Origin of the sequence: Pseudomonas sp. W4I3 (genome assembly GCF_030816195.1) — a bacterium.
Taxonomy (GTDB): Bacteria; Pseudomonadota; Gammaproteobacteria; order Pseudomonadales; family Pseudomonadaceae; genus Aquipseudomonas.
The window spans coordinates 5,606,171-5,618,687 of sequence record NZ_JAUSXS010000001.1; the positions used below are offsets into that span (position 1 = coordinate 5,606,171).

The window sequence follows — 12,517 nt, forward strand, 5'->3', positions numbered from 1 at the left end:
CAGCATTCGGTTCTTTTTTTTCATGCCTGGAACAGTGATCATCGCCCTCCCCTAAAGCCCCAGGAACACAGACCATGGAATTGACGCTGGAAGCGGCCGCGCTCTTTGCACTGAAGCTGGCGCACGAGCGCGAGGATGGCAGCCCGCTGCTGCGCGATGATCCGGTGATGCAAGCCTATGACCGCGAGGTGTTTGGCTTGTTGGTGCGCCAGGGGGATTTGCCTGGCATACAGCTGAAGCTGGATGAATGCCTGACGTCAGCGCTCGAATCGTTGGGCGGCGCAACGACTGTGATGGGCCGGGAACTGCAACGGCTTGCCCTGGACGTGCACCAGGCATCGACACTGGAAGCACTCAGTGCCCGGCTCGGCGCGCTCAAGGATTATCTGAAAGCCATCCTGTGAACCGCGATTACCGACGCCTCTATACCGCCATCCGCACCGCCAATCCCATCAGCACCGTGCCCATCAGCCAGCGCTGTACCACCTGCCATCCTGGCCGGGTGACGAAAAACACCGCGATGGACCCCGCCAGCGTGGCAATCACCGCATTGACGCTCACGCTGATGAAAATCTGGGTGAAGCCCAGCACCAAGGATTGCGTCAGCACGCTGCCATGACCGTTCGGGTCGATGAACTGAGGCAGCAGTGACAAATACATCACCGCCACCTTGGGGTTCAGCAGGTTAGTCACCAGGCCCATGGTGAACAGTTTGCGCGGGCCGTCCTGAGGCAAGCTGCGCACCTGGAACGGCGAACGGCCACCCGGCTTGACCGCCTGCCAGGCCAGATAGGCCAGGTACAACGCGCCGCCAATCCGCAGGGCGTCGTACGCAAAGGGCACCGCCATCACCAACGCGGTAATACCGAATGCCGCGCACAGCATATAAACCAAGAAACCCAACGCAACGCCGCCCAGGGAAATAAACCCGGCCACGCGCCCCTGGCAGATCGACCGCGAAATGAGGTAAATCATGTTCGGGCCGGGTGTAAGCACCATGCCGAGTGATATCAGCGCATAAGCGAGCCAATTGGACAATTCAGGCATGGTTGGGCTCTGGGGAGGTCTGTTGTGTCGACGCGAAACATCTGGTCAACGTTGTAAGGTTGGACGCCATGGTAGGGCGTTCAAAATGCGCGCGTTAGATACAGATCTGCGCGCAAAACGTCATACACCAGCGACACCACTCAGCCAGGACAAGCACATGATCGATTTCAATAACAAAGGCTTCTTCAAGCTCAAACAAAACAACGAGTACGCCGAACGCGTGGCGGCATTGCTGCTGGAGGGCGAAGAGGTGGTCGATTCCTACAAGGCCATGCGCGACGGCGTAGTGTTCACCACCAAACGCATCATTGCCGTGAACGTGCAGGGCATCACTGGCAGCAAGAAGGATTTCACCTCGCTGCCGTATAAAAATATCGTGGCGTACTCGGTGGAAACGTCCGGGACGTTTGATCTGGATTCGGAATTGGAGATTTACTTCTCGTCGCTGGGGAAGGTGAAATTCGAGTTCACCGGCAAGACCTCGATTGTGGAAATCTCACGCCTGATTTCCAAGCACCTGCTGGGCTGAACCACTGCACGATTCAACCGCTTAACCTGTAGGAGCTGGCTTGCCTGCGAAGACGCCAGCCCCTACACCGCCAAACTCCGCACTTACACTTAAGCAGTCCGCACCAGGCATAGCCCCGCTCAACTGACTTTTCCCACGCAAGCCATCGAACAAAGCCAATATCAGCCCCCGATTCTCCCTCGTAGTCTCACTGCCTCGTACAAGGAAGTGAGCCGTCATGTCAGAACGCGCATACCCCATCACCGAAGAAGAACAGCTCAGAGGGCGCATTCTGTCGCCGCAGCCCAAGCGCGTGCCCTATTCGCCGCACATTGACCTATCCGAACCACTTCCCGGCCCGGCGCCTGCGCCCGAGAAGCTGCCCGGCTGTACCTTCACCAAATCCTGCCAATTGCCCGATGGAATCATTCATTACGCCGACCCTGCCGGTTACGTACCCCTTGAACTGATCAAAGACTACGGCCATTTCAGTCTGCTGGGTGGGCGCGAATTGGACAGCCGAGGCGCGATGGCCCTGCGCAAGATCAGCGGCAGCGCGCTCCCGGTAGGCTTGGGTCAGTTGGCGTTGCGCTCGGCCGTCGTGGAGTCCGCTGCTGCGGCTGCAGGCACCGTAGGCGCTGGCCTGCTGGCAGGTTTGGTGGGGCTGGTTTGGCCGTCAGAGCTGGGCGATAGCGCGCTTTATAGCGAAGAGCAATTGCGCTCGATGCAAAAGGCACGCTCGCAGATGCGCTTGCATATCGAGCAACGCGAGGACGGCACGCTCAAGGGGTACGGGTTTTATACCGGCAACCACCCGAACTGGCAGATGATCAATGTCGTGCAGTTCCAAAGCCGTGGCGATCAATTTGTGGCGGATTTGGGCCAGGGCGTTGAGCTGATCTGGACGCCTGCGATTGACCCTGGCGACACCCTTGGCATCCCGGCATTGGAAGCTGCGCCACAAGCGCCGGTGGTGTGGATCTACCCACCGACGGAGAAGGCCGCGCAGATACTGGTGAACCCGATTTATCCACCGGAGTACCGGGATTTTATTCTGGTGTTCCCGGTGGAGTCGGGGGTTCGGCCGTTGTATGTGGCGGTTAATGAGCCGAGGAAGGGGCTACGAAACCCAGATCATGATTACTTCCCTGCGCTCGAAACCGAAGACATAACAGGCTTCCCTGGGCTGATCCCCCAAAAACCTTTGACACCAAGAAAAGGCGGAGCGGGCTTACGTGAACGATGGATAGACGCAAAAGGAAAGAGAATATTCGAATGGGATTCCAAAAAAGGCGAGCTGGAAGTCTATCGAAAAAGTGATTTGGAACACCTCGGCGCGTTTGACCCTTACACCGCCGAGCGTCGAGGACCGGCGGACCCAAAACGTCGGATTTACAAATAACGAGGAACGCGCAAATGGCGATGAAAATCAGATTGCGGTGGTACGAAAAACACACTGATAACTTGAAGGCGGATGAGTATTCAGCGGCTATCGAGGACTCGGACGGTATTCTGGAAGCGTTGGGGTTAGGTGAGGAAACCGCGATATATGCGGATGTATTCAACCTGCTGCCTAATTGGATAACGATTATCCAGCCGTATTTCCAGCACATGATTGAACCCGACCAGCTCGACTACCAGATTTCCTTCCGTTACCAAGGCGCGTGGCCACCGCCTCCAAAACAACCAAAGAAGGGATCATGATGCAATGAGACCTACATCGCAAAAGCCTCTCTATCGCTCAGTCAACACCCGAACCCATGGCGTACGCCACGGAAGCTGCCGCGCGTACCGGTACGAACGACACAGCAAGGCCGAAAAGCGCGCGCAATCAACTCGCGGGTCAATGCACAGCCATCAACGACACGGGCTCGATTACACACCGCTATTCCGCTTTCTTCTGTCCAAAGTCGGCCACCCATGGAGCCAAGTTTTCAGCGAAGCCAAGGCCCGCCTGGACCGTCCGGATCCAGTGTTCTGGATGGTTGCGCAGCATGAAAGCGACAAGCAGGAATACGTAAGAACGGACGAAAATAGCTACTACAGCGGCTTGTGGGTGGACGAGGCTGGCCTGCTGCAAAAGGTCAACCCGCAGCTAACGCCCGAGCACATGATAAGCTTCTACGACTACTGCACCCAAACGTTCAACGGCGTGGTGTTCACACAGGCTTTACCGCGATCGCAGGGGCACGATAGCTCACAGAGCTGATGCGCAGTGCCTCAACGCTTATTTAGGCTGAAACGTCTCAAGATACGCCAATATATTTTCAATCTTCTCCTGGTCACTAATGCCCCAGAAGATCATCCGCGTACCGCTCACCACTTTCTTCGGCGCTTCGATATAGGCCGCCAGTTTGTCGCGGGTCCAGACCACGCCGGAGTTTTTCATGGCGTCGGAATATTGGTAATCCGTGGTCGTCCCCGCGGGTCGGCCGATGATGCCGTTGAGTTGCGGCCCGAATCCGCCACGTGCGCCTTCGCCGACACTGTGACAGCCGCCACACGTCTTGGTGAACAGCTTGCCGCCCGCCTCGGCGTCGCCGGCAGCAAACGCCGGGTGGGCATTGAAGATCAGGGCTAAGGTCAACAAGGCATACTTCATCAGAGGGCTCCGCATCGAGTGTTGCCTACGATTATGCCTGTTTAAAATCGACTTCCCCCTTCGTACGCTCGCGCTAACCGTCAAACGACCACCCATCGTTTAAAAAACATCCAATCGAACCTATGTGCCCAGCCTCCACTCCACCCTACTGGAACCTGATGGTGGAGAAGGATCATGGCTCAGCCATCGATTTTAGTGCTGGAAGACGACGAAATCATTCGGGCGTTAATGGTGGATGTGCTGGAGGACTTCGGCGCAGTGGTGACGTCGTTCCCTTCGGCCGACGAAGGGATGATTTATCTGGAGCGGGGCGACGAGCCGGTGGACCTGATTGTGAGCGATGTGCAGATGCCGGGCCTGCTTAACGGTTACGACTTGAGCCGCGTGGTGGCTCATCGCTGGCCTGAGGTTCAGGTGGTACTGACGTCGGGCAACACCACGATAGCGTCGCAGTTGGGCGGGTCGGTGCGGTTCCTGCCCAAGCCCTGGAGTACCGACCACTTGCTTGAGTGCGTGCAAACAGCATTGACTCAGCAAGGTCTGTCGATGCATTGATAGCGTCGCGATATCACTTCAATCGAACTTCGCGGCCCCTTCTGCGGTCACTAAACCCGAAAGGAGCGACATTTCTGATCCGCAGGTCAGCCTTTTCGCTGCTGCGTTCAGCTGACGACCATGAATTGTGTAGAATCGTCGCCCATTTTCACGCGTCATTCATGGCCGAGAGGCCCACAGTTCGAGCTCATTGAATGCATTCAAAGGCCCATGACGTTAGTGCGCCCTCCTTGTTGGAAACGTTGCGCACAGGCACGGGGCTGCTGCATGTCGCGTTGGAAAAGCGCCTGCCGTTTTTTTCCGAGCATCTGGATACCGACTGGTACCGGCGCTTGCTGCAGGCGTACTACGGTTTTTATCAACCGATGGAAGCTGCGCTGTATGGCAGCGGCTTAATTCCCGACGGATATGACGCTGCATCGCGTACGAAAACGCCGACACTGGTCAATGACCTCTACGCCCTCGGCCTGAACGAACACACCCTCCGCGTCCTGCCCCGTTGCACCCAACTCCCTGACCTGGACACGCCAGCTGCCTGCCTGGGCACCTTGTATGTGCTGGAAGGCGCGACGCTCGGTGGGCAAGTACTGCGCCGCGAAATGGCCTTGCGCCTGGCGATCGATGCCGACAACGGCGGTGCGTTTCTGGATATTTACGGCGTAGAGACGGGCCGACGCTGGAAAGATTTTCTCGACTACCTGGCTCGCGTGCCGCTGGACGCGACCGCCAGAGAGCGCGCAGTCATCGCTGCGCGCTCCACATTCAGCGGCTTTGAGCAATGGCTCGACAGCCAGGAGGTACTGCTATGAAACCCGACGATTTTGAAGAGCTGCTTGCCAACTGTGCTGACGAGCCCATCCGCTTTCCGGGGGCAATCCAGCCTCATGGTGCGCTGCTGACCTTGTCGGAGCCCGACCTGAACATCATCCAGGTCAGCGCCAACGTGGGTACATTGTTCAACCATGCCCCCGAGGCGCTGTTGGGCCAGCCACTGCACACGCTGATCGGTACGGAGCAGGCGCACGCCGTGCAGGCCATGGCGCAGCACAACACATTTTTCGATGCGCCACCGCTGCATGTCACGCTTAACGGCACGCCTTTCGAGGGCCTGCTGCACCGCCATCAAAACGTGCTGGTACTTGAATTCGAGCCGCACCTGGAAAATTTCACACCGCGCGCATTGAACGGTCGCACCAGTAACCTGGGCAAAATGCTGCAACGCTTGCAGGCCGCGAAAACCCTGCAGGCGCTGTACGAGATCAGCGTGAATGAAATCCAGGCCATGACCGGTTACGACCGCGTGCTGATCTACCGCTTCGAAGACGAAGGCCACGGCCAAGTGATCGCCGAAGCGTCGGCGCCGTCCATGGAACTTTTCAACGGCCTGTTCTTCCCCGCGTCCGACATCCCGGAGCAGGCGCGCGAGCTCTACCGCACCAACTGGCTGCGCATTATCCCCAACGCCGCCTACGAGCCCGTACCGCTGCTGCCCAAGCTGCGCCCCGACACCGGCCAGCCTCTGGACCTGAGCTTCGCCACCCTGCGCAGCGTGTCGCCGATTCACTGCCAATACATGAAGAATATGGGCGTGCTGTCGTCCATGAGCATCTCACTGATGAAGGGCGACAAGCTCTGGGGCCTGATCAGTTGCGGCAATCGCGAGCCACTGCTGGTGCCGAACGAGTTGCGCACCGCCTGCCAAACCATCGGCCAGGTGCTGTCGTTACAGATCAGTGCCATGGAGGCCCTGGAACTGAGCCGTCAGCGTGAGGAAAAAGTTCAGGCGCTGGCGCTCCTCGACCAGGCGATGAAGGCTTCGCAAGACACGGTGTTCGACGGCCTGGCTCAACAAGGCCAGTTGCTGATGGACCTGACTCGGGCAGGCGGCGTGGCGATCATCGAGGACAGGCAATTGCACCGCTACGGCAACTGCCCGGAACCGGCGCAGATTCGCGCCCTGCACAAGTGGCTGCAGGAACGCGACGAGCCGGTGTTCTCCAGCCACAACCTGGTCTCTGTCTACCCACCGGCCGCCGAGTTTCAGCAGCTGGCCAGCGGCGTACTGGCCCTGCATCTACCCAAGCCCGTGGACAACGGTGTGCTGTGGTTCCGCCCGGAGGTGAAGGAAAACATCAACTGGAGCGGTGACCCGCAGAAACCGCTGGACCTGGAAAACTCCGACGGTAGCTTGCGCCTTCGCCCACGCACCTCGTTTGAAATCTGGAAAGTGGTGATGGCAGGTATTTCCACCAAGTGGAGTCATGGCGACCTGTTCGCCGCCAACGACCTGCGCCGCTCGGCCCTGGAAAACGACCTGGCCCGCCAGGTAAAGCGCGAGCAGTTGGCGGTGCGCGCGCGTGATGACCTGGTGGCTGTGGTGTCTCACGACCTGCGCAACCCGATGACCGTCATCTCCATGCTCTGCGGCATGATGCGAAAAGCATTCAGCTCCGAGGGCCCGCACACCTCGCGACGAATCTCCACGGCCATCGACACCATGCAACAGGCCGCCGGGCGCATGAACGTGCTGCTGGAAGACCTGCTCGACACCTCGAAAATCGAGGCTGGGCGCTATGTGGTCAAGGCCGTGCCGCTGGACGTGAGCCAAATGTTCGATGAGGCTTACGCGCTGCTCGCCCCGCTGGCGATGGAAAAAGGCATCGACCTGTCGTTCAACGCTGAGCCCGGCCTGCTGATCAACGCCGACCCGGAGCGCTTGTTCCAAGTGTTGTCGAACCTGATCGGCAACGCCATCAAGTTCACCCCGCGCCAAGGCAATATCGGCATCAGCGCCATGAGCAACGGTGAAGAAACCGTCTTCTCGGTGCGTGATTCCGGCGAAGGCATCGCGCCGGACCAGTTGCCTCACGTGTTTGAACGCTACTGGACGAAAACCGAAAACAACCCCACCGGCAGCGGTTTGGGGCTGTACATCACCCAAGGCATCGTCCAGGCCCATGGCGGCCAAATTGTTGCCGAAAGTGAGGTGGGCCGGGGCAGTGAGTTCCGGTTTACCGTGCCCAGGGTGACTGAAGGCTCACTGACCTGATGCGGTAAAAAAATGTGGGAGCGGGCTTGCTCGCGATTACGCAGTGTCAGTCGACAGATGAGCTGACTGATACTGCGCATCGCGAGCAAGCCCGCTCCCACATTTGTTTTGCGTTACCGGATAAATCTCATACAGGCAATATCACCACCGCTTGCAACCCGCCACCCTGGCGCTCGGACAGCGTCAGGCTGCCGCCATGCTCCAGCACAATCGCTCGGGCGGTCGACAGCCCAAGCCCTACACCGCCCGTGCTTTTATTGCGTGACCCCTCCAGACGATAGAACGGCAGGAATACATCCTCCCGATGCGCCGCAGGGATGCCCGGCCCCCGGTCCAGCACCCGAATCACCACCTCCCCATGCTTGCTTTGCAACTCGATCTGCGGCGCCGTGCCGTAGTGGATCGCATTGTCCATCAGGTTGGTCATCACCCGCTTGAGACCCAGGGGCCGGCCGAAGTACACCAGGCGTGGCGGGCCGCTAAAGGTGAGGTCGATGGCCTGGTCGCGATAATCGTCGATCAGGGTCTGCAGCAACTCCGCCAAATCCAGTTGGGTGGCCTGTTCCAGGCGAGCATCGTCGCGGAAAAATTCCAGGGCGGTGTTGATCATGGCCTGCATTTCATCGACGTCGCGGAACAGTCGCTGCTGCTGGTCGGTATCCTCAACGAATTCACCGCGCAGACGCAGGCGGGTCAGCGGCGCGCGCAGGTCGTGGGAGATGGCGGCAAGCATCTGCGTACGGTCCTCGATGAAGTGCCGCAATTGCGCTTGCATGCTATTGAAGGCCAGAATCGCCTGGCGCATTTCGTGAGGTCCCACCGGCTCGATCGGCGGCGCGCGAAAGTCGCTGCCAAAGCGCCGCACACCTTGGGCGAAGTGTTGCAGCGGGCGCGCCAGACGCCGGGTGGCGACCAGGGTGACGAGTGCGGTAGACACCAGCACCAGCGCCAGCACGATCAGGCTGCGCACACCATCGTCGAGCCCCCAACTGCGTGTGCCGGTACTGAACATCAGCCAGGAGCGATCGGTTAGCTGCATCAACAGCACATACTGGCCGTTACCGTCCGGCCAGTCGGCAGGTCCATAGACTTCCGTCGGTCGCGTCGGGCCTTCAAGCAGTTGCTTGAACACCTCCTCCCCTGTGCTGAAGTCAGGATCGTTCAGCACCGGCAATCCTAAGGTCGCGCGCTGCGCCGCCCAGGTCACGCTGAAAGACCCATCGCCCATCACCTGAGCAAGGCGTGCTCGCTGCGCCGGCTCAGACGCTTCGATCACACGGACCACCACTGCGACTTTTTCCAGCAGTCCGGTTTCGGTCAGCGGTGGCCTGGCCCATACACCTGCCAATTGCACGAACAGGGCATTGAACGCCAGCGCGGTGATCATCGCGACCAGCACGGTCAGCGCGATCCAGCGCGCCACCGTGTCGCGCGGGCGCTGGCTCATGAGCGGCTCACGCTGGCGGTGAACTGATAGCCGCCATTGCGCACGGTGCGGATCATCGCCGGGCGCTTGGTATCGAACTCCAGCTTGCGGCGCAGACGGCTCACTTGCACGTCGATGCTGCGGTCGACGGCGTCATGGCTATGGCCGTGCGCCAGGTTCAACAACTGTTCGCGGGTGAGCACGCGCTGGGGATGCTCGAGAAATACCAGCAGCAGGTCGAACTCGCCCGACGACAGCGCAATCATCACCTGGTCCGGCGAGCGCAACTCCCGGCGCGTGAGGTCCAGTTGCCAGCCGTCAAAACGGATCAGCGGGCGCGCGGCCTGCCCGGTAGGCGGTCGGCTTTCACCCGCGCGGCGCAATACCGCACGCACCCGCGCCAGCAGTTCGCGGGCGTCGAAGGGTTTGCTCAGGTAATCGTCGGCGCCCATTTCCAGGCCCACCACGCGGTCGCTGAGCTCACCCATGGCCGTGAGCATGATCACCGGCGTCGCATACTGCTGGCGCAGGCGCTGACACAGCAGCAGGCCGTTATCGCCGGGCAGCATCAGGTCGAGGATGATCAGGTCGACGGGCTGATGTTCCATCGCCGTCCACAGTTGGGGGCCACTGGCGACGGTCTCTACCGCATAGCCGTGTTGCAGGAAAAATTTCTTCAGCAGGGCGAGGACTTCAAGGTCATCGTCGACGATTAACAGGTTGCTCACCGGCAGGCTTCACTGGGCTGGGTAAAGCCGCCATCTAAAACTATTCGACGCGGTCCGTCATATATTTCAACCGTGCAATAAAGCGTCAGTGACGCAATAAACCAGACATCTTCGCGCAAGGCTGCCATGCGAGCATCTGCCTCCCTTTTGATTTGTGAAAGGCTTTTCAACATCGCAGTCATATTTTGCAGCGACGCGTTTATAGCGGCCCCGCTTGCGCCGCTATTAAGGTTGGCCTGGCTTCGCGCCAATAGGCGAAGTCATCCTCTCCTCAAGAAGGAAACATCCATGATCAGCGGAATCAATCACTCACTGGGCAGTTTTCACTACCCACCTCTGCAGCAGGATGATGCAGAGTCCCAGCGAAGGAAACGCAGCACCGACTCCACACGGATGCAATTGAATAGCGCCGAGCCAGATGGCACGGCGACCAATGATCGTTCCAGAAAAAGAAGTGGTGGGCTGGATCACCTGGGTCGGGGCAACCTGCTTTAACTGACCGCTTACGAGGGGCAGTGCACGGCCCTTCGTATCTTCCCCTTAACAAAACCATGACATTCGCTCGCTTAAACTCACCGGTTCAATCCAGCTTGGGACCACGACCTGCATGTCGCACTCCGACACACTGCCCGCCGTACTGGCCGGCCCGCTGCTGCGACGCCTCGAAGCTCGGCGCCTGGTGTTGTGGCTGGTAGCAAGTCGAGCACTGGAACTGACCTTGAAGCTGCATCTGCCCGCCCAGACACTGGACATTGCCCTGGACCAGTGCCAAGTAGTGCCGGTAGGGCGTCACGCGTTTATTCATTTGATAGATGTGTCGCTGGACGAAGCGCTGCCCCTGGACGTCGCGATCAGCTACGACCTGGTGTTTGACAACACCGGCATAGCCGACTGGGCACCGCACCTGCTGTATGCCGACGCTCAATACCCCAGTTTCGTGTTGCATAGCCGTATTCACCAATTGGTGCACGGCTCATGCCGCAAACCCCATCACAGTGCCGACGAGGGTTTACTGTGCGTCGACCGTCTGCTGGCCGAAGCCCAAACCCCGGCCGAACGTCCGGCTTTGCTGATGATGAGTGGTGATCAGGTCTACGCCGACGATGTCGCCGGGCCGATGCTGCGTGCGATACACGGGTTGATTGCCCGGTTGGGCCTGTTCGACGAATACCTCGAAGGCGCGGTGGTTGATGACAGCGTCAGCCTCTACGGGCATCCGGCCAGTTATTATCAGCGTGCCGATCTGCTGCCGGCACTGGACAGCAACGAGACCTTGCGCGAGCGCTTCTTCGGTGGCGTGAAAAAGCCGATTTTCACCAGCAGCACCGCCGATAACCACTTGGTGAGTTTCGCCGAAGTCATCGCGATGTACCTGCTGGTATGGTCGCCCACGCCCTGGACGCTGATCACGCTTGAGCGCCCACATCTGAGCATGGAGCGACAGCAGCGCTACGTCAGCGAAGAGGTCCGGATCGAACGATTCCGCGACGGCCTGCCGGGTGTCGCGCGGGTATTTGCCCACCTGTCGACCTTGATGATCTTTGACGACCATGACATCACCGACGACTGGAACCTCAGCGCCCAATGGGAAGAAACTGCCTATGGCCACCCCTTCTCCAGGCGCATCATCGGCAATGCCTTGCTTGCTTATCTGCTGTGCCAGGGCTGGGGCAACCAGCCGGATGCGTTCGCCGAACTGCTGCGCCAAACCCAAGCGCTGACCACCCAAACCCAGGCCAACCACCTGGACGCAGCCGCACAGGACGCATTACTCGAAACGCTGCGCAAGTTCCAACACTGGCACTATGTGCTGCCGACGACCCCCGCATTGGTGGTGCTCGATACCCGCACCCGGCGCTGGCGCAGCGAGTTCACCCTCAAGCAACCCTCCGGCCTGCTGGACTGGGAAGCCCTGAGCGAACTGCAACAGGATCTGCTCGACCACCCTTCGGCCATCATCGTCTCGCCCGCACCGATCTTTGGCGTAAAGCTGATCGAGACCGTGCAAAAAGTGTTCAGTTGGTGCGGTTACCCATTGTTGGTGGACGCGGAAAACTGGATGGCCCATCGCGGGGCCGCCCAGGTGATTCTCAACATCTTCCGCCACTCCCGCACACCGGGAAACTACGTGATTCTGTCGGGCGACGTGCATTACTCGTTCGTCTACGAAGTGCTGATCCGCCACCGCAACGTTGGCCCCAATATCTGGCAGATCACCAGCAGCGGCATCAAGAACGAGTTCCCGCCACGCCTGCTGGAATGGTTCGACCGTCTCAATCGCTGGCTCTACTCGCCACGCTCGCCGCTCAACTGGTTTACCCGGCGCCGAACCATGCAGGTGGTACCACACATTCCGGAACATGCCGAGGCGGGAGAGCGGTTATGGAATTCTGCAGGGATCGGCCAAGTGTTTTTCAACGAACAGGGCCAACCTGAGACGATTTATCAGCACAATGCGGATGGTAAACCTCGCACGAAGATGATCGCGCCACGTTCCTGAAGCAGCAAGTCTGCCCTATTCAAAGCCCGCCAACGGCGGGTACAGTAGCTCAGCCACGGAGTATCGGCGTCAACACAGCTGGCCTTGGAAGCCAGCTCACGC

14 protein-coding genes are annotated in these 12,517 nt (G+C 59.4%); 10 read left to right on the forward strand and 4 right to left on the reverse strand.

Annotated features, from left to right (window positions below; all coding sequences use genetic code 11):
* The first annotated feature begins 74 nt into the window (after positions 1-74).
* Positions 75-404, forward strand: coding sequence for a hypothetical protein (locus QF045_RS25525; protein ID WP_306494540.1), 330 nt, complete (start codon positions 75-77; stop codon positions 402-404).
* Positions 405-423: 19 nt separating this feature from the next.
* Here the strand turns inward: QF045_RS25525 and QF045_RS25530 are convergent, their stop codons facing one another.
* The gene (locus QF045_RS25530; protein ID WP_306494541.1) at positions 424-1,047 is read right to left on the reverse strand and encodes a LysE family translocator; all 624 of its coding nucleotides are present in this window, start codon (positions 1,045-1,047) and stop codon (positions 424-426) included.
* Between the two features lie 157 nt (positions 1,048-1,204).
* On the opposite strand from QF045_RS25530, the gene QF045_RS25535 reads away from it, so the two are divergent.
* The 4 genes from QF045_RS25535 to QF045_RS25550 all read left to right on the forward strand — a co-directional run bounded on the left by QF045_RS25535 (position 1,205) and on the right by QF045_RS25550 (position 3,764).
* Positions 1,205-1,576, forward strand: a complete 372-nt coding sequence (locus QF045_RS25535) for a PH domain-containing protein (RefSeq protein ID WP_306494542.1) — start codon at positions 1,205-1,207, stop codon at positions 1,574-1,576.
* A gap of 217 nt (positions 1,577-1,793) precedes the next feature.
* Positions 1,794-2,957 (forward strand): S-type pyocin domain-containing protein, encoded by a 1,164-nt coding sequence (locus tag QF045_RS25540; RefSeq protein WP_306494543.1) that lies wholly within the window; start codon positions 1,794-1,796, stop codon positions 2,955-2,957.
* A gap of 14 nt (positions 2,958-2,971) precedes the next feature.
* The gene (locus QF045_RS25545) at positions 2,972-3,259 is read left to right on the forward strand and encodes a colicin E3-like toxin immunity protein (RefSeq protein WP_306494544.1); all 288 of its coding nucleotides are present in this window, start codon (positions 2,972-2,974) and stop codon (positions 3,257-3,259) included.
* A gap of 142 nt (positions 3,260-3,401) precedes the next feature.
* Entirely contained in the window at positions 3,402-3,764 is a 363-nt protein-coding gene (locus QF045_RS25550) for a hypothetical protein (RefSeq protein WP_306494545.1), read from the forward strand.
* Between the two features lie 18 nt (positions 3,765-3,782).
* Here the strand turns inward: QF045_RS25550 and QF045_RS25555 are convergent, their stop codons facing one another.
* Positions 3,783-4,157 carry a cytochrome c family protein gene (locus QF045_RS25555; protein WP_306494546.1) on the reverse strand — a complete coding sequence of 125 codons (375 nt, stop codon included), beginning with the start codon at positions 4,155-4,157 and terminating at the stop codon, positions 3,783-3,785.
* A gap of 174 nt (positions 4,158-4,331) precedes the next feature.
* Here QF045_RS25555 and QF045_RS25560 point away from each other — a divergent pair, with 174 nt between their 5' ends.
* The 3 genes from QF045_RS25560 (at position 4,332) to QF045_RS25570 (ending at position 7,761) form a co-directional block, all read left to right on the forward strand.
* Positions 4,332-4,712: a response regulator gene (locus QF045_RS25560; RefSeq protein WP_306494547.1), complete on the forward strand. Its 381-nt coding sequence runs from the start codon at positions 4,332-4,334 to the stop codon at positions 4,710-4,712.
* A 194-nt stretch (positions 4,713-4,906) separates the two neighbouring features.
* Positions 4,907-5,521 carry a biliverdin-producing heme oxygenase gene (locus QF045_RS25565; protein WP_306494548.1) on the forward strand — a complete coding sequence of 205 codons (615 nt, stop codon included), beginning with the start codon at positions 4,907-4,909 and terminating at the stop codon, positions 5,519-5,521.
* Positions 5,518-7,761 carry an ATP-binding protein gene (locus tag QF045_RS25570; protein WP_306494549.1) on the forward strand — a complete coding sequence of 748 codons (2,244 nt, stop codon included), beginning with the start codon at positions 5,518-5,520 and terminating at the stop codon, positions 7,759-7,761. The genes QF045_RS25565 and QF045_RS25570 overlap by 4 nt, the downstream gene beginning before the upstream one ends.
* 127 nt (positions 7,762-7,888) lie before the next feature.
* Here QF045_RS25570 and QF045_RS25575 read toward each other — a convergent pair whose 3' ends face one another.
* Both QF045_RS25575 and QF045_RS25580 read right to left on the reverse strand, forming a co-directional pair.
* Entirely contained in the window at positions 7,889-9,208 is a 1,320-nt protein-coding gene (locus QF045_RS25575) for a cell wall metabolism sensor histidine kinase WalK (protein ID WP_306494550.1), read from the reverse strand.
* Positions 9,205-9,915 carry a response regulator gene (locus tag QF045_RS25580; RefSeq protein WP_306494551.1) on the reverse strand — a complete coding sequence of 237 codons (711 nt, stop codon included), beginning with the start codon at positions 9,913-9,915 and terminating at the stop codon, positions 9,205-9,207. Before QF045_RS25580 ends, QF045_RS25575 begins: the two co-directional genes overlap by 4 nt.
* A gap of 288 nt (positions 9,916-10,203) precedes the next feature.
* Between QF045_RS25580 and QF045_RS25585 the strand changes: the two genes are divergently transcribed.
* Positions 10,204-10,410: a hypothetical protein gene (locus tag QF045_RS25585; RefSeq protein ID WP_306494552.1), complete on the forward strand. Its 207-nt coding sequence runs from the start codon at positions 10,204-10,206 to the stop codon at positions 10,408-10,410.
* Between the two features lie 112 nt (positions 10,411-10,522).
* Positions 10,523-12,415 carry an alkaline phosphatase D family protein gene (locus QF045_RS25590; RefSeq protein ID WP_306494553.1) on the forward strand — a complete coding sequence of 631 codons (1,893 nt, stop codon included), beginning with the start codon at positions 10,523-10,525 and terminating at the stop codon, positions 12,413-12,415.
* Positions 12,416-12,517: the final 102 nt, after the last annotated feature.